20 protein-coding genes are annotated in these 24782 nt (G+C 46.3%); 9 read left to right on the plus strand and 11 right to left on the minus strand.

The window, feature by feature from the left end; genetic code table 11:
- The first annotated feature begins 257 nt into the window (after positions 1–257).
- Positions 258–3281, plus strand: coding sequence for an acetylxylan esterase (locus MOX91_RS04265; protein ID WP_370396842.1), 3024 nt, complete (start codon positions 258–260; stop codon positions 3279–3281).
- Positions 3282–3359: 78 nt separating this feature from the next.
- On the opposite strand, the gene MOX91_RS04270 is transcribed toward MOX91_RS04265, so the two are convergent.
- From MOX91_RS04270 to MOX91_RS04300, 7 genes are all read right to left on the minus strand, one after another.
- On the minus strand, positions 3360–3797 hold the full coding sequence (locus MOX91_RS04270) for a hypothetical protein (protein WP_370396843.1): 438 nt from the start codon (positions 3795–3797) through the stop codon (positions 3360–3362).
- Positions 3779–4438, minus strand: coding sequence for a PEP-CTERM sorting domain-containing protein (locus MOX91_RS04275; RefSeq protein WP_370396844.1), 660 nt, complete (start codon positions 4436–4438; stop codon positions 3779–3781). The genes MOX91_RS04270 and MOX91_RS04275 overlap by 19 nt, the downstream gene beginning before the upstream one ends.
- Before the next feature lie 8 nt (positions 4439–4446).
- The gene (locus MOX91_RS04280; RefSeq protein ID WP_370396845.1) at positions 4447–5577 is read right to left on the minus strand and encodes a TIGR02597 family protein; all 1131 of its coding nucleotides are present in this window, start codon (positions 5575–5577) and stop codon (positions 4447–4449) included.
- A 196-nt stretch (positions 5578–5773) separates the two neighbouring features.
- Complete coding sequence (locus MOX91_RS04285) at positions 5774–6457, minus strand: cupin domain-containing protein (protein ID WP_370396846.1); 684 nt, start codon at positions 6455–6457, stop codon at positions 5774–5776.
- A 62-nt stretch (positions 6458–6519) separates the two neighbouring features.
- Positions 6520–7407 carry a 3-hydroxy-5-phosphonooxypentane-2,4-dione thiolase gene (gene lsrF / locus MOX91_RS04290; protein WP_370396847.1) on the minus strand — a complete coding sequence of 296 codons (888 nt, stop codon included), beginning with the start codon at positions 7405–7407 and terminating at the stop codon, positions 6520–6522.
- A gap of 6 nt (positions 7408–7413) precedes the next feature.
- Positions 7414–8025, minus strand: coding sequence for a DAK2 domain-containing protein (locus MOX91_RS04295; RefSeq protein ID WP_370396848.1), 612 nt, complete (start codon positions 8023–8025; stop codon positions 7414–7416).
- 2 nt (positions 8026–8027) lie between these two features.
- On the minus strand, positions 8028–9035 hold the full coding sequence (locus tag MOX91_RS04300) for a dihydroxyacetone kinase subunit DhaK (RefSeq protein ID WP_370396849.1): 1008 nt from the start codon (positions 9033–9035) through the stop codon (positions 8028–8030).
- Positions 9036–9377: 342 nt separating this feature from the next.
- Here MOX91_RS04300 and gspG point away from each other — a divergent pair, with 342 nt between their 5' ends.
- From gspG to MOX91_RS04320, 4 genes are read left to right on the plus strand one after another with little or no spacing between them, the layout of a single operon-like run.
- Complete coding sequence (gspG, locus tag MOX91_RS04305; protein ID WP_370396850.1) at positions 9378–9812, plus strand: type II secretion system major pseudopilin GspG; 435 nt, start codon at positions 9378–9380, stop codon at positions 9810–9812.
- Between the two features lie 2 nt (positions 9813–9814).
- On the plus strand, positions 9815–10285 hold the full coding sequence (locus MOX91_RS04310) for a CinA family protein (RefSeq protein ID WP_370396851.1): 471 nt from the start codon (positions 9815–9817) through the stop codon (positions 10283–10285).
- Positions 10286–10294: 9 nt separating this feature from the next.
- On the plus strand, positions 10295–11596 hold the full coding sequence (locus MOX91_RS04315; RefSeq protein WP_370396852.1) for a Gfo/Idh/MocA family protein: 1302 nt from the start codon (positions 10295–10297) through the stop codon (positions 11594–11596).
- A 16-nt stretch (positions 11597–11612) separates the two neighbouring features.
- Positions 11613–13073: a HEAT repeat domain-containing protein gene (locus MOX91_RS04320; RefSeq protein WP_370396853.1), complete on the plus strand. Its 1461-nt coding sequence runs from the start codon at positions 11613–11615 to the stop codon at positions 13071–13073.
- 231 nt (positions 13074–13304) lie between these two features.
- Here the strand turns inward: MOX91_RS04320 and MOX91_RS04325 are convergent, their stop codons facing one another.
- From MOX91_RS04325 to MOX91_RS04340, 4 genes are all read right to left on the minus strand, one after another.
- Positions 13305–15008, minus strand: a complete 1704-nt coding sequence (locus tag MOX91_RS04325; protein ID WP_370396854.1) for an SLC5/6 family protein — start codon at positions 15006–15008, stop codon at positions 13305–13307.
- 104 nt (positions 15009–15112) lie between these two features.
- Positions 15113–16633 (minus strand): putative Na+/H+ antiporter, encoded by a 1521-nt coding sequence (locus MOX91_RS04330; RefSeq protein WP_370396855.1) that lies wholly within the window; start codon positions 16631–16633, stop codon positions 15113–15115.
- A 129-nt stretch (positions 16634–16762) separates the two neighbouring features.
- Positions 16763–19552 (minus strand): preprotein translocase subunit SecA, encoded by a 2790-nt coding sequence (gene secA / locus MOX91_RS04335; RefSeq protein WP_370396856.1) that lies wholly within the window; start codon positions 19550–19552, stop codon positions 16763–16765.
- An 83-nt stretch (positions 19553–19635) separates the two neighbouring features.
- Complete coding sequence (locus tag MOX91_RS04340; protein ID WP_370396857.1) at positions 19636–20004, minus strand: hypothetical protein; 369 nt, start codon at positions 20002–20004, stop codon at positions 19636–19638.
- A 111-nt stretch (positions 20005–20115) separates the two neighbouring features.
- On the opposite strand from MOX91_RS04340, the gene MOX91_RS04345 reads away from it, so the two are divergent.
- The 4 genes from MOX91_RS04345 (at position 20116) to glgA (ending at position 24781) form a co-directional block, all read left to right on the plus strand.
- Positions 20116–21867: a chloride channel protein gene (locus tag MOX91_RS04345; RefSeq protein WP_370396858.1), complete on the plus strand. Its 1752-nt coding sequence runs from the start codon at positions 20116–20118 to the stop codon at positions 21865–21867.
- A gap of 3 nt (positions 21868–21870) precedes the next feature.
- Positions 21871–22512, plus strand: a complete 642-nt coding sequence (locus MOX91_RS04350; RefSeq protein WP_370396859.1) for a MazG family protein — start codon at positions 21871–21873, stop codon at positions 22510–22512.
- A gap of 6 nt (positions 22513–22518) precedes the next feature.
- Entirely contained in the window at positions 22519–23244 is a 726-nt protein-coding gene (locus MOX91_RS04355; protein ID WP_370396860.1) for a YgjP-like metallopeptidase domain-containing protein, read from the plus strand.
- A 70-nt stretch (positions 23245–23314) separates the two neighbouring features.
- Positions 23315–24781: a glycogen synthase GlgA gene (gene glgA, locus MOX91_RS04360; protein WP_370396861.1), complete on the plus strand. Its 1467-nt coding sequence runs from the start codon at positions 23315–23317 to the stop codon at positions 24779–24781.
- The last annotated feature ends 1 nt before the right edge of the window (position 24782 follow it).

A 24782-nucleotide genomic window follows, 5' to 3' on the forward strand; every position in this document is an offset into this window, starting at 1 on the left:
AGGCATACCTACGCAAGCTACTTTACGAAAAGATACTCCGACCTTCCGCGCCTCCAACTGAATATGGGACACCGCGACCTATCCCTTCTCCGTTCCCGATACGTCAATATGCAAAACATCTCCAAAACCGACGCCAAAGAGTTCTTCGGCTAAGCGTAAGCGTTAAATCTTTTTGAGGTTTATCGTTTGGGCTTGAAACGGCACATTGGTTCATATACTTTACATTCATAAATATTAAATACTTATCTGCTATAAACATGAAAAAATATATTTCCGTCTTTTCCGCTTTTGTCGCGCTTTCGGCATTTGCTGAATTTTATCAATCCGATTTCGCAAATCGCACAACTTGGTCAAATGCCGTTTGGAAAAATTCAAGCGGGGAAACTGTCGAAACCAAGCCCGCGAGCGGCGATGATGTTCAAATTCTTACGACTGCCACGGGGTACAACGATATTTGTTCCATTAACGGCGCGCCGACGTTTAAAACGTTAAAAATGACAATTACGTCTTTTATCACTTACGACGGTAATTTCAATACGACTGAGGACCTTGAAATTACGCGTCTTACAAAAGAAATCGATGGCAGGCTTGTCGCCGCTGTTTCGGGGCGTTCGCATTCGGCTTTTGCGAGAAACTGGTTATCAAATCAAGGCTCGTTTAATGTCGGCGGTAATTTAAAAATCACAAGCTATGCAACTGATACGGGGGAAACTTTGGTAAATTTGGGCGGAAGGCAAAGCGGAGAGCATCAGCCAAACAATTTCATAACATCTTTAAAAGTTACCAAAGATTTGGAGATAAAAAACGTAATTCTTGCAATTCACACGGTAAGCGGTGCAGATGTTGAAATTGCCCAAAATATTTCATTTCCCGAAAACATAAACGGAAGGGGAGGGTCGCTTATATTAAATTCAAACTATCGCTCCGACAACAATGGGCTTTTAACGCAGACTATAAAAGCGGGGGGAGTTTCGAGCTGTGAAGATTCGGCAGGCATTATTGCCACCCGCACGGGCGTTGCGTCGCTTGATAAAACCATTAGGACGGGCGTTTTGGAAATCATTGGAAACGGCGGTGATTTCTACGGAATTGTGCGCGACAACCATACGGAAGGCAGCGACGCAAGCGGTGTTGTTTCAATAATTATGAACGGCGTGGGCAAACAGACTTTCCGCAATATAAATAATTCATTTACGGGAGATACAATCGTAAAAAAGGGCGCGTTGGCGGTTTGCGGTTCTCTTGGGAACATCACAGTTGAGGGCGGAACATTTGGCGCGGTCGAAAAAGGTGTCAAGGCGAAAACGCTGACTCTCAAAGAGGGGGGCAAGCTCGACTTTAATTTGCTCGAATACGATTCTTCCATAACGCTTTCAGGCGGGCTTGTTTTGCCGGACGGAGCAAACATTTTGGATTATTTGAGCTTTTCCAAAATCAACGGGCAGTATGAATTTATGCTCATTACGGATTCTGGCAATGTTGAAAGATTTTCCTCTCTTGACGGAACTACCCGCGTTTATACAGACTCTAACGGGCTTAGTCAAACCGCGACATTCATTTATAAAAACGGCGGTTTGGGCGTGAAGTTTATAGATGCTCCAAAGGTTGAACGCCCTGCCGAGCCTGTCGATACTTCGTTTAAAATCGTACCGCTGTTTTCAAACGGCATTGTTAAAATCGGAGAGCCTTTTAAATTCCAAATAAACAATCCTCCCGATGGTGCGACTTACAAATTAACGCAGAATTTGGGCAGAAAAACCGTTGCAAGCGGCGCGCTTACTTCGGAATTGGAATTTACGCTCTCGGAAGCGGGTCAGGCCGAACTCGTTTGCGAGGGGGTTTTTGAGTCAGGTTCGGAAGGCAATGCGCAGATGCTTCACAGGTACGGCTTTATGGCATCTCCCGAGCAGGTTTCAACCGTTGATGTTCGCCCTGCAGACTTCGACAAATATTGGGCTGAGCGCAAGGCGGAAGTTGAGGCTGTCGAACCCGTGATGACTCTTGTCTTGCATTCTTCCCAGTCTCTTTATGACTTGTATTACTTCGATGTTAATTGCGACGGCGCGGATTTATACGGCACTGATTTTACTTCAAACGACATTAACTTGCGTGGCATAGTTGCCACGGGCTACTTGGCTGTTCCTAAAAACAAGGCGGGCGTTGCCTTGCCTGCATGCGTCACTTATTACGGGGCGGGTTCGTATGGCGCAGACCTAAGAGACGCTACATACTTTGCCGAACGCGGCATAATCGGAATGTCGGTAAGCCCGCATCCGGTAAAACAGTACGGCATAAATTCGGGGAACCAGACGGAAAAAACACTGACAAGCCAGGTGCAATCGCCGCATTATCGCGACAGGTGCATTGATGATGGCGATCCGAAAAAAATCTACTTTAACGGAATGTTTAAGCGCGTTTACCAATCTCTCCGCGCGGTTATGCTGATGAAAAGTGCCGACGAATCAATCGCCTTGCCTGTATGGGACGGCAAGAATTTGGCGGCTCGCGGATTTTCGCAAGGCGGCGCGCAGACATTGGCGGCGGCGTATCTTTGCCCGAATGTCAGTGTAATTACGCCTTGGTGTCCCGCAATGGCGGACTTGGGCGGAATGAAGATTGGGCGGCGTTCAGGCTGGCCCGACTGGATTAACAGCGCGTCAAGTACCCGCACATCCGCGACAATTTATTTTGACACGGCGTTAATGAGCGAATCAACGCAGGCGTCTGCCTATATTGGTACAGGCATAATTGACAATACTTGCTCGCCGAATGCGGTTGTGTCAGCATTTAACGGAATGCCGAGCGCAAACAAAAGCATTATTTACATGCAGCGCACTGCCCACGGCATTACAAGCGCTTTCGATAACGATTCGCGCGCGTTTATCATTGAAAATTTCAAGGCAAACCCCGTATCAAAAACGACGAAGCCTTACAGACAATGGGCAGTCGATTCAAATCTTTGGGGCGCGAATGCCTTGCCGAATGCAAAAAAAGATGGGGCTGATGTTTCAAATTTGGAACGCTATGCCTTTGGGAAAGACTTTATGAGTTCTGCGAAAGCCAATACATCGGGCAAAATTTCGCTGGCGTATAACACTCAAAGCTATGTTGAAGGCGTATCTATTACTCCTCAATGGAGTACGGATTTAAAGAATTGGCGGGAAGACGGTATTACAATATCTACTTCCACGGGCGAAGACGGCTCGACTTTATACGAAGCAAGCTTTAAAACTGAACCTGTGCCCCCGATATTTTTCAAGTTAAAACTTGAGCAAAATTAAGGGAAATTTTTAGACGAGAAAATGCGGATTGAAAACCAATCCGCATTTTCTTTGCGTTTACAAACGATATTGTTTTCGCTATTTTATATTGTCTAAAATTCTTTTGTGTGGAGCGGTGTCGGACGTTATTTTTGAAAAGTCTAATTCTTCTTGCGAAGTTTGTTTATTATTGTCTTGTGTTTCAGTTGGCGAAATTTTTTGCAATGAAACGATAAAAACGCCCTGCGGCGTTGAGAGCGTGGCAGTTTGTGTTTCCTCGTTAAAATTTAAAATTCTAAACCCCGAATTGGCTTGATAGTTAAAAAGTTTTATTGCCTTTTGGTTTGCGCGGTCAAAGAGGTTAAATATCCAATCCCCATCTATGTTATATGCAGAGGTGATTTTGATTTTATCTGTTTTCTGCGGAGTTTGCGCGTGGGCTTGAATTGCATAAGATATAAATGCCGCACAGAAAAACACGCAAATTTTCCGAATGTGCGGCATTGTGGCAATCAATTTTACTTCCTTTTGCGGCATGCGGCAAAGCAAAGGGCAATCACGCCGAAAATTGCGGCGTATGTCGAGGGTTCCGGCACTGCACCTGCCTGCACTGTTTTTGAGAGCGTAAAGAAGCTGTCGGAAGTATCGCCTTCGACTGACTTGTTATAAAGTTCCCACTGAAATCTTCCGGTATTGCTTGTTGATATTGTCCAATTTACCGAACTGCCCGTGCTTGTAGTGTCCGTATAGGCGGGATTTATAACGGTGTACATATCTCCATGATTTAAAATATCGTTTTGCGTATTCCACACAACCAATCCAACAGTTTCTCCGCCTGCAAAGCCGTAATCATCATTGTCGAATTTGAAAGAGTTGTTTGAATATGCGAAAAAATAGCCTTCGCCGTCTGCGTCCATAAGGCTGCCTGTTATGAGAGTTTTATAGCCAGAAGAGCTGTTTATAAAATTGCCGCGCGTAAAACTATCGCCTTCGGCAAGTTTGAAATCATCTCCAAAGCCTTTGTTATTCATGTCAACAACGAGGGCAAATTTATATTCGCTTTGAATCATTGCGTTTGTGTTGTCAAAGAATGTGCCGACGGCAAATCCCAAATCCCAAGCGGCATATGAAAGCGTTGAAAGTAGGATTAACGATAATGAGATTATGGCTTTTTTCATATTAAGTTTTATTTTGAAATATAATTTGGAGTGAATTTGCAACGGATTGAAAATTCTTCGTCGGTTGCTTTTTTGCGGAATACGAGGACTGTTCCCACTGAAAGTTTATATGTTTGCGCGTCTTGCTTGTCTTTGTCTAACCACTTGTTTGTTGCGCCGCGTTTGCGGTAGAAGAACGAGTTGTCGGGCGTTAGGTTTAAGCCTGAGCTTTTATTTTCATATGCGTAAATAATATCAACGGGGCTTGACGCCACAGATGTGGACGGGGTAAACGCGCCGCTATCGATTAGCGTGGAGGTGAGCTCATTCAATTCAAAATCGACCGCAGATGGAAGGGGAATGTATATTTCCTGGTCTTGCACGCCTTCGCCATTGTCAAGTGTAAACAACACAAATGATGTCGCGCACATTGGTATATTGCCCGAATATGAATATGTGCATGAATTATCAGGCTGGACTGCGACAAACACCGCATTGGGTTCAACCAAGACGTTTGAAGCGTCTTTTTTATCGGCATCGCACCAGTTGTTTATATCGCCGCGTTCGCGATAATAAAAACGCTGCATTGACGCGCTGTTCACCCCAATCGGATACTCCAAGCCGTCTGTTCCATAGGAAGTGTATTTATAGAGCATTGTGGCACCCGCGGTTGCCGAGATTTTTGTGGCTTTTGAAAATCCGCCGCCGTCGGGAAACAGTGTTGCCATGGTCCAGTGGGGGATTATTTGAAAAGAGTCGCCCTTTGCGATTTTTTGAATTTCGCCCGCGCCAATTTCGATTGCAACGGAAAATGCGTCATTTGAAGAAATGTCAAACCAGGCGCCTTCAAGCTCTCCCGAGGTGATTTTAAGATAGTAGTGTTCGGGCTGAACGCCGTCCGCAAATACAAATTGATTTGCGCTCCAAGCGGGTTCTCCGCCTGCAACAATTTTTGAGGAGCCTGCATTTACGCTTTCAACAACGCCCTCAAAAACAGGAGCACGCGTTGTGGTTATGCCGATATAGGCTTCGGAATTTGCGGGTATTTCGCCCGAAAAAAAACCTAATACGGGAGTTTCCACCGTAGATGCAAATACGTAATTTGCGCAAAGCGCAAAACAAATAACTGTCAGGTTATAAATAGGTAGTAGCAATTTCATTATATTATAAAAATATTTTTAAATCATAATATTAAAAAAGTACAGGGCAAGCTTTTTTTGCACATTGTGCCTTTGCGGGATAAAGATTTGGAATGATTTATAAAATGTTAAAACCTTGAAGATTGTAAAAGGCGATGGCATGAAGCGCAAAAAAGAGACTCGAGCGAGCCTCTTTTTTGCATTTTTTAAGATTATTTTAAAATTTCACGCCCGGATTTGTAAATCTCTGGGCATTGTCACCGTGGAAAACGCCGTATTCCGTGACAATCGCGCCTTCGGGACCCGCTATTTGGCTGTGCCTTGCTTCCTGGCGGTTGAGCTGTGCGATATTGCCTTTTTCAGCGGAAATCTTTATGACTTTATTTTGTGTAAAGTACTTCTTTTGGCTTTCGGGAACTTTCACGTCATATTTTGACATTTCTTCGCCGACTTCTCCAAAGCAGTATGATGTTCCCGCTCTCGCCTGCCAGCATTCCCACTTTGCGGGGAGTCCGTCTGCGGGAACATGGTAGTGTTCAACGAGCATTTGGTTGGGCAGAAGCAAAATTTCATGCCCGAAAAGACCGTTTTTCTTGTTTTCTTGCACCCAGAATATGCCACCCATTCCGACTGCGGGGAAGTCTCCCAAGCCGAAATCGGTCGCCCACATATTCTTGCGCATGTTTTCGCTGATAGTATAGCCCATTTTTTCCATCATGTCAAAATAGGCTTGCTTTGCCGCTTCTTGATTGAATTTTCCGTCTTTGTAGAACATTTTTTTATCCAATTTTGAAAAACATTTTTTTGACTGCGCGGGGCAGGTTTCTTGTGAAGTTGTCGCGCATCCGACAAATGCCAAAGACGCGAAAACCATCGCCAAAACAGATATGTATTTTTTCATTGTTATTTAACTTTATATTCTAAATCTTATAAGTTGTTTTTTATTTAAAACAAGCAAAATGTTTAGATTTTTGCAATGTCCGACTTCAAGTCGCTGAAAAGCTCAAACGCCTGTTCGGGGTTCATTTTTTCGTGAACGACCGCGCGCACCGCTTTTATCATCGCCTTGGGACATTCGCTTTGGAAGATGTTTCTGCCCATGTCAACGCCTTTTGCGCCTGAACTTATCGCCTTGTACGCCAATTCGAGGGCGTCTTTTTCGGGCAATTTCTTGCCGCCTGCAATTACTATCGGAACGGGGCAGGAGGCTACGACTTTTTCAAAGCCTTCGTCGCAGTAGTAGGTTTTAACGAATGTCGCGCCGTTTTCTGCTATTACGCGGCAGGCGAGGGCGAGGTAGCGGGCGTCTCTTGTAAGCTCTTTGCCGACTGCCGTCACTCCGAGGGTCGGAATACCGTAGCGTGCCGTCATGTCTGCGGTTCTTGCGAGATTTTCGATTGTCTTTGCCTCAAACGTCCCGCCGATTGCGACCATCGGGGCGAGGGCTGAGGCGTTAAGCCTGATTGCGTCTTCTATGTTTATCAGGCATTCATTGTTAAGCTCTGTAAGAATGGTACTGCCGGAACTCCAGCGCAGAGCGACGGGTTTTGTGCAATCCGGCGGGACGATTGAGCGCAATGTGCCGCGCGTGCACATTATGCAGTCCGCGTCTTCGATTAGCGGAACGATGGTCAAGTCCATTCGTTCCAATCCGCTCGTCGGGCCCATTATGTATCCGTGGTCGAACGCGAGCATGACGGTGTTGCCGCTTTTTTTGTTGAAAATGCGGCTCATTCTGTTTTTCACACCCCAATCGTTATGCGAAAGCCCCTTCAAAAAAAAGCCTTCTGATTTTGTTTCGATGTCGGCGCAAAAGTTTTTTGCCTCGATGTTGCCTTCGTTGTCTGCCATATGTTTTTATTTGTATGCGTTAAAAAATGCCTCGAAAATCATTGAGTTTGAAACAGCTCCCGGGTCGAGAGTGCCTATTGATTTTTCCCCGAGATTGCGCGCCCTGCCGAATTTCGCCTGTAATTTCGCGGTGTTTTGCGCGCCTTCCTTTGCGGCGTTTGACGCTTTTTCAAGAGCTTCAAGAACCGAATTTGCGCCCTGCATGGCTTCGATTGCAGGAATGAGGGCGTCAAACACTGTTTTGTCGCCTACATCTCCCTTCACGGTCGAGCGCATAGATTCAAGCCCCGTTTTGAAAGCAGAGGCAAGCTCCTGCGCGCTTAAAGATTCCGCGCCGTCTTTAATTCCGTCTGAAACTCCCATTAGAAGAGAGCCGTAAATGCTGCTTGTAGAGCCGTTTGAATGCGACATTGCGGCAAACCCCGCGTCAAAGAGTGTGCTTTTCAAATCCATTCCTGCTTGGATTGCGTCGTTTGCGGCGTTGATTGCACCTTTTATCGCAACGCCGTGGTCTCCGTCTCCGCAGGCGGCGTCGAGCTTGGAGAGGTATTCTTCATTCTCAGTGATTACTTTTGCGGCGAGGGCGAACATCGCCTTTAATTTTTCGAGAGTCAGCATAATTATTCTCCGAGGCTTACCCAGTAGGGCGCGTTTGATTTTGCCTTTATGTACTTTTCGCTTTCGTAGTCGAGGGCGCAGACAATCATTTGAAAGCCCGCCATTTCCTGTACCGTCAACATTTCGTCCACGATGCCGTTTACGAGGATAACGCCCATTTCTTCCGCAAGCTTTGCGACAGCTCTATACACTATCAAAAGCTCCATCGGAGTGCTTGCTCCCGTTCCGTTTATGATTGTGAAAATTCTTTCTCCGCGTTTTAGGTCGATTGCCTTGGCGAGATTTTCAAACATGATTTTTGCAGTTTCGTCAGCGGATAAAATTTTGCTCCTTCCGCCGCCGCCTTCGCCGTGCTGCCCCATGCCGATTTCCATTTCATCGTCGGCAAGTTCGCTGATGGGAGAGCCGTTTTGCGGATGCGTGCAACCTGTCATCGCCACTGCGAGGGTTGCAATGCGCTTGTTGAATTTTTCGGCGATGGCAAACACTTCGTCGAGGCTCTTGCCTTCTTCCGCCGCGGCTCCCGCAACTTTTATGAGGGGTATGCAGCCCGCAAGCCCGCGCCTGTCAGCCTTGGGGGCGTCGAGACCTGCGCTGATGTCTTCGGCAACCAAAATCGACTTGAACTTTATGCCTTCGCGCTCAGCCATCTTCATTGCCATATTGGAGCTCATTACGTCTCCCGCATGGTTTAAAACAACGAGCAAAATACCCGCTTCGCGCTTGAACTTGCGCATTGCCGCCAAAACCGCAACCGCGTTCGGGGCGGCGAAAATATCGCCTACCACGCTCGCGTCGAGCATTCCTTCACCGACAAATCCGCTAAGCGCGGGTTCGTGGCCCGCTCCGCCCAAGGTGATGATTGCAACCTTGTCTTCGCTTTTCGGCTTTGCTCTTGCGACTATTTTTCCGTCTTCGAGCTTGATTTTGTCGTTATAAGCTTTGCACATACCTTCCAAAAGTTCTTGGGTAAGGTTTTCGGGTGCGTTTATGAATTTTTTCATTACCATGGGTTTTCCTCTTGTTTTTTAAATTGCAAATAAAGGTTTAAAGATAAAACTTTAAGCGGATTTTCTCCTTGTTTGCAAATAAAATATAAATCAATTTTTATTTAATATTTTAAACGTCGTTTAGAATGTCAATCAAAAATTCTTTAAACCGTCAAAAATCGAAAGTTTTGCTTTGAGGCGGCTGAATTTTTGGATTTACAAATTATGCGCCGTATTTTACAAATTGGAAAATTGAAAATAGTGTTTTGCCTTGCAAGTTGTGGAAAAAACGTTTTTCGTCTTGACTTGTTTGGCGGGATTTCTAATTTCAATCGATTGAGAGATTTTTAACAGCGTTTATATATGGAGAGGAACAAGCCCGATAAATTTATGGCGGTAAGCGTCGTCGAGATGATGATTCTTTTAGGCATTATTTTTGTTCTTTGCGCGTTTTTTTACACAAATTATTTTAAGTTGATGGATAAAAGCAGACTTATCGTTGCCCGCACTTATGTTTTGGAAACTCTGCCTTCTGCCCTTGAATCTTATAAAATAGACATAGGCGATTATCCCGAGGACGACCAGGGGCTTGAAGCATTGACATATCCGCCCGTCGGAACCGAGCACAAGTGGAAAGGTCCGTACATTTCAAAAGACAATTTGCAAGATCCGTGGGGCAACGATTATCTTTACACTTATCCCAGCACGCAGGGGGACGGAGATTTCGATGTTTGGTCTCTCGGCAAAGATGGAATTCCGAGTTCGGACGACATCACAAATTGGAGAATGGAAAACTGAAAATGAAACTTGCCGATAAGCTGCTGCAAAAATTAAAACACAAAAAACTGACTCTATCCTGCGCCGAATCGTGCAGCGGAGGGCTTTTGGCTGACGCCTTCGTCAGTGTTTCGGGGGCGAGCGAAGTCTTTTTGGGTTCACTTGTGTGCTATGCCCCCGCCGTAAAGCAGGACGTTTTGAAAGTTGAAAAATCCGTCGTAAGAAGGGGAGTCGTAAGCGAAGAATGCGCTGTTTCAATGGCGGAAAAATCCCTCGAACTCTTTAATTCCGACACGGCGCTATCAATAACGGGTTATGCCGAAAAATCGGACGATGCTAATATACCCGACGGCACCATATACATTGCCGCCTCATGCAAAAAATTTACGGTTTGCGAAAAAATAACCGCAAAAAAATCTCGCAATGAAAATCGCAAATTCGCGGTGATGGCTGCGCTTCGCCTTTTGGACAAACTATTAGAAAGTAAAATATAGGAGGAAAACATGGATAGAAGAAGTTTCATAAAGGGAATGGGGGCGGCGATATTTATACCTGCCATAATTCCCGCGTCCGCGCTCGGAAGGGACGGGTTTGTAGCCCCGAGCAACAGGGTTGTGATGGGGTCAATCGGCTTGGGCGGAATGGGCTCGAACAACACAAGCTCTTTTTTGGGCGACAAGAGGGTGCAGGTGGTTGCGCTTTGCGACCCCTGCATGTCCGACAACCGTTACGGCTACGGGCACAACAACACTTGCGGGGCTGAAGTATTCAAACAGCGCAAAAATTTAAAAGACGCAAAAATCTACACCGATTTTCGCGAACTTTTGGCGCGTGAGGACATCGATGCGATTACCACTGCCACCCCGGACCATTGGCACGCCATAATAGGCATTGCCTGCGCAAATGCGGGCAAAGATGTTTACGGAGAAAAGCCCTTGACGCGCACGATAGAAGAGGGCAGGTATTTGTCAAACGCAGTGGCGCGCAACGGTATAATTTGGCAGACGGGTTCCTGGCAGCGTTCAAGGCATGATTTTTGGTACGCCGCGGAGCTTGTGAGAAACGGCGCGATAGGAAAAGTTAAGCTCATAAAAATCGGACTTCCGAGCAACAATAAAGTTCCGCCGCTTGCGCCCGAAAAAGTTCCCGACACTTTGGACTGGAACATGTGGTTAGGTCCTGCCGCGGACGTTGAGTTTCATCCGTACAGGGCATTTACGACTTGGAGATTTTTCTCGGAATACAGCGCCGGCAAAATAGCAGACTGGGGCGCGCACCATTTGGACATTGCCCAATGGGCGATGGGCTACCACATGCAGGGCGCAAAGACCATAGAGCCAATTCATGTCGAATGGCAAAAGGACGGTTTTTACGATTTGCCGACAAGCTTTGCGGTTCGCTACACTTACGAGCGCGGGGAAGTTGTGGAAATGTCCGACAAGTATCCCATGGGTCTTGAAATCATCGGGGAAAACGGCACCATTTGGGTGGACAGAGGCAGGCTTGCGTCAAATCCCATAACAATAATCGACGAAAAAATAAAGCCGAGTTCCGAAAGAATTTACGGGCTTGAAGTTCCCGGAAGCCACCAGAGCGCGTTTATCGACAGCGTCTTAAACCGCCGCGCAACCATAACAGACATTGAAACGGCGCACCGTACGAACACGGGGTGTTTGCTTGGCGAAATCGCCTATCGGACGGGCAGAAAAATCGTCTGGGATTGGAAAACCGAAAAAATAATCGGTGACGAGCAGGCTTCAAGACTTTGCTCGCGCGCCTATCGCGGAAACTGGCAGCTCGTATAAAAAAGGAGAACTTTGCATGAAAAAAATATCATTTGCTTTTTTGTTTTGCGCCTGCTCTTTCTTGGGAGCGGCGGAAATTGAAAACATTTTGGCTTTCAAAAACAGCGGCGATTCTTCCGCATGGTACCACGAGTTGATTTTGGACGCCTATAACCCCGAAAAGATGGCGGCGGCAGAGGAGCTTGTTTTGTGCGCAATGTCTAATCCTGAAATATCGGACGAGGCTTTCAGGCTTTGCGCGAAAATTTTAAAGCCTTCCGCGTCTTTAAAATCGCTCAAAGTTCTTCCTACGCTTCTTACAAAAGACGCGCATGTTATGCCGGTTTTCGACGTCTTGATTTCTTTTGAAAATCCGAAAGTTGACGAAATTCTCTTGAAGCTTTTAAATTCAAAAGACAAGAAAGTCGCCATACATTCTGCTTACGCTCTCGGAATCAGGGGTAAAACCGAAGCTTCCCAGCCGCTTTTTAACTTGGCGAAATCAAAGGATAAGAACATTTCAGATTCCGCGGTAATCGCGCTTGGGCATATAGGCGGATCCGATGCCGCAAAGGCGTTGAAAGCCTTGGCGAAAGCCCGAAACACTGATAAATTTCTCGTAAACAACGCCCTTGCGGAAGTAAGGGAAAAGTTTATCGCGCAAAAGAATATGAAGGCGGCATTGGGAATTTCACTCTCCGAGGAATTTCGCCCGGGGTTGCTTTCGCTTGCAAAACTGCGCGGAATTAAGGAAATGGACAAGCTTTTCGCGGGCGAAAACGAAGTGTCGAGAAATGCCGCACGCATTGCAAACATCGGCAGAACCTATGAAAACTCGTCGGAATTGCTTTCAAAATTCGACAAGCTTTCGGACGGCGCAAAAGCCGCGGCCATACGCTCTTTCGGGCTTTCGGGCGACAAAAAGTTCTTGAAGATAGTAGCTCCTCTTTTGAAGGACAAAAACGACATCGTTTCAATCGAGGCAATCTACGCCTGCGCATACATTGGTGATTCTTCCGTGGCGGACAAACTTGCGGAGCTTGCAATGAGCAAAGATGCAAGCGTGTACCGCCCCGCAAGATACTCTTTGGTTTTCATGAATGAGCCGATAGATAAAATTCTTGAGGCGAAATATGCCGACAAAAAGGATTTCAGAATACTCGAAGTTTTGATTAACCGCGGCAATGACAAATACCGAAAAGAACTTATAAGCCGCTTCTTTGACGAAAACGATTCCGACCGAAGCGACATTATAAAAGTTTTGGAACGCCAAATCGGCTATATAGGGCTTTCAGAAATGGCAGAGGGCTTTAACAAGGCGTCTGACGGTGTGAGAAAAGACTGCTTGCGAATATTCATCAAGGCGCTTAGCAGGGACAGTGATATTGATTTCAGAAATAAAGTTTTTGAAGAAACTCTTTCAAAAGCCAAATTCACTGAAAAAGAGTTGGATATAATCAAAACGCGCGTCCTATCGAAGCCCAAAAAGAAAAAGTAATATCAAAGCGAAAAAAATCTCCCAACAAGTTTGGGAGATTTTTTTATGCCCAATGATTTTATGCCTAAGGATATTATTTTTTGTCGCCATCGGGCTTGAAAAAGTCTTCCTTAAACATATTTTTCCCCATCATTTTTTGCGGTTTTGATGTGAGGACTTTTACAATGCAAAATACGAAAAATGAAGTAAAAACCGATACCGACAATAAAAAAGTTATCCATCCGCCAAATGTCATTTTCCGTCCTCCTTAAACTCTTTGCTTTTAAAAATCATCGCCCCGAAGAGAATTATGAGGGCGGCTATTATGGCAAAAGACGCTTGCGCCACAGGTTCTTTGCCGCTTACAAGATTTTCTATTTGATAGCTTAACTTGCCGCCGAATACTCCCAAAACGTCTTTTAAAAACCATCCCAAGAATACCAATATCAAAATTGCGGGGGTAAAATACCGCCAAATTATCGAATAATTTTTTGGCAGTTTTATCAGGGAATAGGCGTTGGCGTCTTTTACGAGCTTTTCAGCGCCGTAAGTCCATGAGAACATTATTATTTCCCAAGTTGCTATTATGAAAATCAAGGTTTGTCCGACCCAGAAGTCGAGGCTGTCTAAAGCGACCAATCCTTTCGAGAAATAGAATGAGTAAAAAGACATCAAAAACATCAAAACCGCCAGTATGAACAGGGCGAAATTTCTTGCGACGCCCAATACTTCCTGCAAAAACGCAAGGCTTGGCTGGAGAATTGAAATCGAACTTGTTATTGCCGCCAAAAAGAGGAGCATGAAAAATATAAAGCCGAAAAATTCTCCTATCGGCATCTTTAAAAACACGAGCGGCAAGACATTGAAGCCCAAGTCGAACAAGCTTGCGCAAGCTCCCGCAACGCCGCTTATGCCGAGAAAGGCGACTGCGGCGGGAACGGTAATCATTCCGCCTAAGCAGACTTCGCAAAATTCGTTTGCACTCGCGCTTGTAATGGAGCTTAGCACAACGTCGTCGGTTCTTTTTAAGTAGCTTGTGTATGAAATTATTATGCCCATGCCGACCGACATGCTGAAAAACAGCTGGCCTACTGCGGCAATCCATATTGAGGGATTCAAAAGCTGTTTGAAAAGCGAAATTTCCCTTACGCGCATTTCTTTTTGAGGCGAGGATTTTGCAATTTCGGTTTCAGCCTGTTGTATATCGGCGTCTCCCACAAGGCGTTTTACTTCAACCCATTTGCCATTTTGATTTTCTTCCAAAACAACTTTTGCGGGATTCCACATAAAGCCCATGCCTTGGTTTATTGAAGAATCGGCGCGTCCCGTGTGCTCGTGGGTGATGGTTGCAACTCTCGCTACGAGAATAAGGGCAAGCAAAATTAAAAGAGGCATCGCTATTTTGCAGAATTTTTCAATGCCCTTGGAAATTCCGAGGTAAATAAGCAAAAAATTTATTCCAAAAACCGTGAGAAAGTAAATCCAGACTTTGCTTAACGAAAACTCCAATGCGGAGCCGTTTTCGTTCACCCCGACAAAATTACCGAAGAAATCCGCCGCTTCTTTTGTAGATGAAAAATCAAGCGCGCCCGTTGCAAAATTCACGGCGTATCCCAAGCACCATGCCTCTATGTATGTGTAGTAGGAACAGATGACAAAGGGTATTACTACCGCCACGGCGGCGACGATTTTTGCAGACGGCTTTCTGAAAAACGAGTAGTAAGTCCAAGGCACGCTGTGGTATTTGTCGCCAATCTTTCTGCCGACTGTCCATTCCATCATGGCAAACGGAAGCCCTACGAGCAGAAACGACATAACGTAGGCTATCATGAATGCCGCGCCGCCGTAAAGAGCCACTTGACCCGGGAATTTCAGGAAGTTGCCAAGTCCGACCGCGCTTCCCGCAACAGCGAGAATGACGCCCATGCTTGAACTCCAGTTGTCTTTTTTGCTCATTTTTACGGTGGATTCCGATTATAAAAAAACGCAAATTTTTATTTTGAAAATGCGTTTTATTGTTAAAATTATAATTTGTATCTTACGAAATGCCTCAGGTCAAACTAAAATATGTAAAAAATCAGAGCCAAAATCACGGTCGGGGAAATTGCCCCCAAGAACAGATAAAGCGGGGAGACGCCGAAGGAAAAGTGCTTTGAAAGTATCGAAAGCCCTGCGGGGTTTGGGGCGTTTGCAATTACGGTGAGCCCGCCGCCAATCACAGCCCCCGAAACCAAGAGATATTGCTTTACAGGGCTGAAATCGGGAACGAGTGTGCCCAAGTATGTTATCGCGGCGTTGTCGTTTACGGAAGTCAAAACAATGCTTCCCAAAAACATTGTGAAGTCTCCGAGAGATGTAAGTATCGGCTCAATCCACCATGCCTGCAATGTTCCGTGGGTTACAAGCGAGGCGAGGAAAAATCCGACCAATATCGGAGTTTTCACGTTTAATTCGTACTGGTAGTGGCGGGTTGCCATAATATAGGCTATGAAAAACAAAAAGCTGAAAAGCACGATTGCCGGGTGGTGCAGGGTAAACACCGTAAATGCCAGTATGAAGAGGTGCACCGCTATTATGTATTTGGGGACATATTCTTCCGTTTCTGCAAGCGCGAGCCTTTTTTTTGCAACGAGCTTCAGGCGTTCAAATTCCTTTTTGAAGATGAAGTAGTATAGCGCAACTCCAACGAAAATGCCGACCATTGCCTTCCAGCCGAAATGCTCCATCATAAAAGGTGTGTCCCATCCCCATTTTGACGCCACCATTAAAACGGGCGGCGCGGCAAAATGCGTCAGCGTTCCTCCTGCCGAAATCGAAACGAGCAAAAGACCTATTGTCGCGTATTTTAGTTTGAGGCTCGGCTCATAAATAAAGAATTTCTTTGAAAGAAGCATTGCGCAAATTGTTATTGCGGCAGGCTCCGTTATGAAAGAGCCGAAGAGAGGGCCTATGCACAAAATCGAAATCCACCACGATGCGGGCGTTGAACCGCCGATTTTTGCGATTTTGTTTATCACTCTGCCGGTGAAAATAATAATCGGCTTGGTTGAGGCTATGCACATAATCACGACCACAAACATAGGCTCCGTATATTTTTTATCCACGAAGGCGAGGTAGTCAACATAGTCGGTCATCGAATTCCAGCCGCTTGTAAAAATCATTCCGAGAAAAAGCGGAATCAGCCAAATTCCGAAAATAGCCTCGACTTCGCCGAGAAAGTGCAGGAGCGTGGCGCGGAACGACACGGGAATCACTTTCCCGTACAGCTTGCCCTCCATTTCAAGCTTTTCGAGCCTCGCATAGTGCGCGCGCTGAACCTTGTCGCCCCAAACGTTGAAGTATCTGCTTAAAAAAGTGTGGATAATCGCCAAAAAGAAAATGATTGTTGCATACAAATTGAAAGGGTCGTATTTCACTCTTTCTTTCAATGTCTCCAAAAGGGGAATTCCGTCCGAATCGGGGTATTCGGCGAGAGCTGTGGGGTAGCGCATGTTTCCGAGAGAATCGGCATCGCCCGCAAAGCAGGCGGCGCATATTAGGGTAAAGCCCAATATGAAAGCGGCTTTTTTTAAACTTCTCATTAAAATTGTTTTTTCAAGTTGTTTAGGCATGTTTGGCGAAAAAAACGGCGGAATAAAAATTTAAATCCCGCCAGTTTATTTCGGCTTAAAGCCACGTTAGTTTGAAAAAAATTTTACGCAATAAAATTTTTACGCAATTTTTGCGCGGCGTTTGGCGTATTCTCTTTGAATTCTTGCGGCAAAGGAATTTGCTGAATTTTCGTTTAAGGAAAGCCTGAAATATTTTTTTGCGAAATCCTGCTTTATGTTTCCCAAAAGCTCCATGAAAGAATCGAACGCCTCAATTTTGTACTCGTTTAGCGGGTCTTTTTGGGCGTATGAACGCAGGTAGATGGCGTTTCTCAAATCTTCAAGATAGGCTATGTGGTTTCGCCAGTTTGAGTCGAGCGAACTTAAAAGCAGATAGCGCTCAAGCTTTTCAGAATTTTCCGCGCCTTCGTCTTTGCGCTTTTCTTCGGCGAGTTTTTTTATCTCTTCAAATACTTTGTTTGCGATTTCTTTCTTTTTCAAGTCCTCAAAATCTTTTTCATCGAAGAATGTGGGATACTTGAATGAGAGTTCGCTTGTAAGATTTTCCAAATCGCTTTGGGATATGGCATTGTCGTCTGGCGGCAAAACTTTAAAAACGGTTTGTGAAACCTCGTCTTTTAAAATGTCCAAAACCCGCACGAAGTGGTCGCTTTCGTCGATTATCTCGGAGCGTATGGAGTATATAGCCTCGCGCTGTTTGTTTGAAACATCGTCGAATTGAAGCATCCGCTTTCGGATTGAAAAGTTTTCGCCTTCGACCTTTTTTTGCGCCCTTTTTATTATTCTCTCGAAAAGGGGGTGAGAAAAAGGGCAGCCCTCGCGGTATTTCAGGCGGATTTGCTTTGCCAAAAACGACATGTCCGCGTAAAGGCGCAAAAGCTCGTCTTCAAGGGATATTATGAAAATGCTTTCCCCTTTGTCGCCCTGACGCGCGCATCTGCCTTGAAGCTGCCTGTCAACGCGGCTTGATTCATACCGTTGCGTTCCGATTACAAGCAGTCCGCCAAGCTCCTCGACGCCGTCGCCAAGCTTGATATCGGTTCCTCTTCCCGCCATGTTTGTCGAGATTGTGACGGCTCCCGCTTGCCCCGCCTGTGCGACAATTTCGGCTTCTTTTGCGTCGTTTTTTGCGTTCAGGACATTGTGCGGAATTTTGTTTATCTTTAACAGTCTGCTTAAAAGCTCGGAGTCTTCCACCGACGCGGTGCCAACCAAAACAGGCTGTCCGCGCAAATTCGCCCTGCGTATTTTTTCGGCGACAGCCTGGTATTTTTCGCGCACTGTCTTGAAAATCAAGTCGGGATGGTCAACGCGGCGGCATGGCTTGTTTGTCGGAATTTGCATTACGGAGAGCTTGTAGATGTCGGCAAATTCCTGGGCTTCGCTTTCCGCCGTGCCAGTCATTCCCGCAAGCTTCTTGTACATCCTGAAATAGTTTTGAATGCTGATTGTGGCGTATGTCTTGTTTTCGCTTTCAATTCTAACCCGCTCTTTCGCCTCAACAGCCTGATGCAAGCCTTCGCTCCATCTGCGCCCTTCCATTACGCGCCCCGTGTTTTTGTCGATAATCTCGATTTTGCCGTCTTTTACGATGTAGTCAACATCGCGCTCGTAGAGGGCGTAAGCCTTTAAAAGCTGGGACAGGGCGTGTATGCGTTCCGCGCTTTTGCAGTAGTTTGTTTTTGCGCTCGATATTGCAACCGACCTTTCCGACGGGGTTTTTGCGCTTTTTGTGATTTCTGCGATGATTTTTTGCAGGTTCGGCAAAACAAAGTCGTATGAATTTTTTTGGTTAAGCTCCCGCCTTCCGCGCTCCGTCAAGTCCGCAGACTGCTCCTTTTCGTCAACTGTGAAGTAGAGCTTCTCCTTTAATTCGTAAGCGGCGATTTTGTTTAAATCGCCCGACATTTCCAATTCAAAGTTTGAAAAATCCTTTCCGATTTTTCCGCTTTCTGCAAGCTTTCTGAAAGTTCTGTTCCGTGGCATTCCCTTTTTTACAAGCCACAACTTGCTCAAAGTTTCTTTTGACGCTTCTTTCTCTGTTTTCAGCCTGTTTGCGGCTTCGCTTGCAAGGCTGTTGCAAAGTTCGCGCTGCTTGCGGCTTAGTTTTTCGATTGAGGGCAAAAGCTCTTCGTAAATTCCGCCGATTTCGTCTTCGTCAAAGCCCGATATTATAAGGGGCGTTCTCGCTTCATCTATCAATACCGAGTCCGCTTCGTCAACAAGGCAGAAGTTAAAGCCGCGCCGGACTCGCTCTTCCGGGGTTTGAGCCATCGAGTTGTCGCGCAGATAGTCGAAGCCGAACTCGCTTGAAGTGCCGTATGTTATGTCCGCAAGGTATGCCTTCTTTTTTTCCTCCGCGCTCTGGTTTGCGTAAACACAGCCCGTGGAAAGCCCGAGCATGGAGTATAAGTTGCCCATCCATTGCGAGTCTCTCATTGCGAGATATTCGTTCACCGTCGCGATATGGCACCCAAGCCCCGACAGAGCGTTTAGATAGGCGGGGAGGGTGGCGACGAGGGTTTTGCCTTCGCCCGTCGCGATTTCTGCAACCATGCTTTCGTTTAGCGCGATGCCCCCGATTAGCTGGACGTCGTAATGGACCATATTCCATACGAGCGGCTTTCCGAAGACTTCAAAAGACTTTCCGCACATTCTGCGTGCGGCGTTTTTGACGAGCGCGTAGGCTTCGGGCATAATGCCTGAAAGGCTTTCACCTCCTTGAATTCTCTTTTTGAATTCCAAGGTTTTCTTTGGGAGGTCTTCATCTCGAAGAAGTTGGTATTCTCTTTCTATTGCGTTTATTTTTGCGGCGATTTTGCGGGCTTTTCTTTGAAATTTCCCGTATTTGAAGTCGCCGAATAGTTTTAATATCAAATTTTGCGGCATAATTATTCCAAATTAAAGTTGTTGCGCGGATTTTTCGCGCAATGTTTTTTCAGGTGTGCGCCTGATTTTTTCGGAATAAAATGTCAAAAGAGAAAAGAGGTGCTTGAAAATTCGGTTTTTGCGGAAAGCGCGGCGGCTTTTCGCGGATAAATCGGAACGAAAGCTTCAATATCAGATTTCAAGAAAACCGCAAATGGCGACGCGTTTTGCAGGGCAACGTCGTACTTCGGTTTTTTCCCAAGCCCCGAAGAAAAGTCGTGCCTTGGGCTTTTTTGGGAAGATAAGAAAGCTTTTATCGGGTCTATGGTTATTTCGCCCTTTAACGCGCTTTGTGAAAAGCTTTGGTTTTCGACGGCAACGTTGCGCGAATTTGCGCGCGCGCCCGTTCCGAAACCCGTGAATAGGTTTAGGAATACGGCGATTGAAAAAAATATAACCGTCAGATTTTTCATTTTCCAAAAAAAGATAAAGCGACGTTATGCCATGTCAAATTTAATCTTGCAACGCCCGCTTTAACTTGACGCTTCCGCGCATCTTTCTAAAATTCTTTTGATATTTTTATTATGTCGGCAAAATTTTCAAAAGTATTATCCGATTTGAACAGGGACAGGATTTTCATAGTCTTGTGCGCCTTAATCGGGCTTTTGGGCGGAACTTTGGCGGTGGCGTTCCATTTGGCAATCACATATTTGTTCAAATGGATTTGGCTTTCAGGGGGAATTTTCGGCGAGGAATACAGGGTTTTTATGATGCCGCTTTTCCCGTTTCTTGCGGGCGCGTTTGTTGGACTTTGCGTTAACGGATTTGCAAAATCCGCAAGCGGCGGCGGCATTCCTCAGACCAAGCGCGTTTTTTTCAACGATTTCGGAATTTTCAAGCTGAAAGACATTTTTTACAGGTTTTTCTTCAGCTCCGTTTTCATCGGTTTTGGCAATTCCGCGGGCAGGGAAGGCCCTACCGTGCATTTGTGCGCCGCGCTCTCGTCCGTAATCGCGCAAAAATTCGGGCTTTCAAAGCAGAAAGTCCGCGACGCAGTTCCCGCAGGCATTGGTGCGGGCATTTCGGCTTCGTTTAACGCTCCGCTATCTGCGGTAAGCTTTGTGTTTGAGGAATTTTTTGGCGGATTTTCAAACGCAAGAGGGGCGGGGGGAATTTTTATTGCGGTTGCTGTCGCCGCGGCGGTGTCCCGCATTTTGATTGGGGAAAACCCCGTGCTTGCAATCGCAAACGTAGAATTCCACACGGGCTGGTGGATGCTCGTATGCCTGCCAATTGCTGTTATTTCAGGCGTTTTGGGTCATCTTTTTCTGGGCGGTATTTTGGGGCTTCGCAAGTTTTGCCTTGGCTTTTCAAAAGTTCCGAAATGGATTTGGACTGCTCTCGGCGGGCTTTGCGTGGGAATTTTGGCTACATTGGCTTATGTTTGGTCGGGCGGGTACGATTCTGTTTTCAGCATAGGCTACAATGTGCTTTTGCCCGCCTTTGATTCGGGCGTCGCGCTAAGGTCGATGCTCGTGATTTTTGCGTTCAAGTTCGTCTGCACTTTGATAAATTACGCGACGGGCGGAAGCGGCGGGGTGTTTTCGGGGACAATCGTCATAGGCGGAATGCTTGGCGGTTCGCTCGGCGCGCTTTTTTGTATGCTTTTCGGGCTCGATTCTTCGGTCGTTGGAGCGGCTCTGATGATGGGAATAGGAGCCTGCCTTGCTTCGATAGTGAGATGCCCCATAACTTCGATACTGATGATTTTCGAGCTTACATTGAATTACTCTCTCATAATACCCATAATTTTGGGCAACTTGATTGCGTATTTCATTTCAACGAGGCTTTCACCGATAGGGCTTTACGACTCTGTTTTGCTTCAAGACGGAATTGCGCTCAAAAAAATGGCGTCTTTCAGGGGGAACCGCGATTGGGCGAATTTGCCTGTAAGCGCGATTATGACTTTTTCGGTCAAGGGAGTAAAGGCTTCGCAAAAAGCGGAGGAAGCGGTGTCGGAAATTAAAAATTCCGCGCATAGATACAGGTCTTATCCCGTATTTGACGATACAGGGGGATTTGCGGGATTTGCGAAGAGCGAAGACATATTTAAACCCGAAAATTCCGATTTGATTTGCGCCGAAATCATTTCAAGCCCTCCCAAAACTTACATCACTGCCGATACTTCAATCACAAAAGCCGCAAATTACATGATAGAGCGCGACGTCTTGGAGCTTGCGGTGGTTGACGAGCTTTCACCCGAAAAACTCTTGGGAATTTTGACATTGCACGACATTGCGCGCCAGCAAAACGCCTCCGAACCTTTTGACAAATAGCATATGGAAAGCATTGAAAATCTTGTAAAAATCATAGAAAAACTCCGCGCCCCCGACGGATGCCCGTGGGACAGGGAACAGACGCACGACAGCATAAGAGGGCATTTGCTTGAAGAGGCGGCGGAATTTTTGGATGCCGTTGACGCGAAAAATTATCCGAACATGTGCGAGGAGCTTGGAGACTTGCTGATGCACATAATGTTGCATTCTCAAATGGCGAAAGAAGAGGGCAAGTTCTGCTTCGAAGATGTTGTGAAAGAGCTTTCCGACAAGCTTGTGCGCCGCCATCCGCACGTTTTTGGGGAAGTCAAGGTCGGCTCTTCGGAAGATGTCGTAAAAATTTGGAGCGACGTTAAGGCTTCCGAAAAGAAATCGCGCCCGAAATCCCCTGATTTTTGGGAAAATTTGCCGCGCGAGCTTTCCGCCTTGCGCAAGGCGAGGGACGTTGCAAAGCACATCGGCGAAGATTCCCTGAAAAAACTTCCCGATGTCGGCGAAGACTCTGGTTTAAAGTGCGGGAAAGAGCTTTTTGAAATCGTTAAAAAGTACCGCGAAATGGGCGTAGAGCCTGAAGGCGCATTGCGCGACTATCTGAAATTTTTGCGTAAAAACACCGACAAAACTTTTACGGAAAACTCGGAATAAAAGGCGATGCCGGATTTTGTGAAGCTATCTTCAAGCGGCGGAATTTCCGCGGAATTCCCCCTTGAAATCCTGCGCAAGCCTGGGCGCAGAACCATGGTTATGCGGCTCAAATATCCGAACGTGATTTTAGTTTCGGCTCCCATGTGCGTTTCAAAGGCGGAAATTTTAAATTTTGTTGCGGGTAATTCGGACTGGGTGTTTTCGGCTCTGAAAAGCTTAAAAGAGCCTGTCGGACTGCTTGGGTATTTAAGAGAAAATCCGTATGTTTTCGAGGCGGGCAAGGCTCTCAAAGTCTCATTTTTTAATTCGCATTCCCCCAAAGGTTTTTGGATTGGGGATTTTTTGAAGGGAGAAATTGTTTTCGCGTTTCCCGACGGAGACGAAGTTGCGTTTAAAAATTTATTCTTAAAATACGCGGCTGAAAGCATCGCAAAAACCGTGTCTTTTGTGGCGCAACGGCATAATTTCAAGGTGCCGAAAATTTCCGTGCGCGACCAGCGCAGCCGCTGGGCGTCGCGCTCTTCAAGCGGGCGCATGTCTTTCAACTGGCGACTGACTTTGCTTAAATGCGAATTTCAGGAGTATGTTGTTTTGCACGAATTTGCGCACGAAAAATTCATGGATCATTCCGTTTCGTTTTGGATTTATCTAAACCGTCTCGTGGACGGCGCGCGCAGGCTTGACAAGGCAGTTTCGGCAGAGGGCGCAAAGGTCTTTAATGTGGAAAGATAGAAAATCCGCGCCCGCAAAACATTTATAAAAGATTTGCAAAATCTTCAAAAATATTAAATATTTGCCGTTTATGAAAATTCTAATGATTTCTCCCGAATGCGCCCCCTTTTCAAAAGTCGGGGGGCTGGCGGACATGGTTTCCGCCCTTTCCAAGCAGCTGGCGGGGCAGGGGCACGACGTCAAGATTTTTACGCCCCTTTATTCGTGCGTAAAAAAAGACGATTCTTTTAAAAAGGCAGTCTATTCGCTTAGCGTGCATCTGGGCTTGGGCATTGAGGAGTTTTGCGCGGTTTGGAGCAAGAATTTGGGCAAGGCGCAGGTTTACTTTGCGGAATTTAACAAGTTTTACGCGCGCGCGGGCATTTACAACGAAGGCTCGGTTTCGTATGCCGACAACGGCGCGAGGTTCGCGTTTTTGAGCAAGGCGGCTTTGGAATTTTGCGGTGCTGTAAACTGGATTCCCGACGTAATCCACTGCCACGATTGGACTACGGGTTTTGTCCCTGTTTATCTTAACACGATTTACAGATATGCTCCCATAGGCGGAGCAGCGACGGTGTTTACGATACACAACATGCAGCATCAGGGGATTTTCCCGCGGGAAATATTGGACTATGCGGGGCTTCCGTCAGGCGAAGTCTTCAATTCGCGCAACTGCGAGGCTCTTGGCAACGTCAATTTGATGAAGGGCGCGATTTACAATTCCACGAAAATTTCCACGGTTTCTCCAACCTATGCAAAGGAAATCCAGACAAAGGAATACGGCTGCGGCTTGGACGGCTTGCTCCGCTTTAAAGCCGCCGACATGGTTGGAATCATAAACGGCATAGACTACGACGAATGGAATCCGTCAACCGACAAGTTCCTGCCGGCAAACTATTCGGTTAAGGACATGAAAGGCAAGGAAATATGCAAAAAAGCCTTGCAGTCTCGCTTGGGGCTTAATTTGGATAAAAACGTTCCCGTATTCGGGGTTGTTTCGCGCCTTTACGACCAAAAGGGTCTGGACTTGCTTGCGCACATAATAGATCCATTGATGTCGAACATGAAAATCCAGCTTGCGATTGTCGGAAGCGGCGAGCAGTGGCTTGAAAATTCGTTCAAGCGTTTCGCGAATGTCTATTCGGGGAGAGTCGGGGTGCATATAGGGTATGACAACGCGCTTTCGCACCTTCTTGAAGCGGGGGCCGATTTCTTTCTCATGCCAAGCAGATTTGAGCCTTGCGGCTTGAACCAGCTTTACTCGATGGCTTACGGTACTCCCCCGATAGTCCGCCATACGGGCGGATTGGCGGATACGGTCGAGCAGTATGTCGAAGACGGGGCAAAGGGAGACGGTTTTGTTTTCTACGATGCTACGACTTCCGCCTTGTACAACACGATTGGCTGGGCCTGCTCCACTTTTTACGACCGCAAAAAGGATTTGGAAAATTTGCGCATAAACGGAATGAAAAAGGATTTTTCCTGGAAAAATTCCGCAGGCGATTATGCAAAGCTTTATATTTGGGCAAAAAACCAGCGTAGCGGCTTAATGTGAT

The organism is Intestinicryptomonas porci (assembly GCF_033971905.1).
GTDB lineage: Bacteria > Verrucomicrobiota > Verrucomicrobiia > Opitutales > Intestinicryptomonadaceae > Intestinicryptomonas > Intestinicryptomonas porci.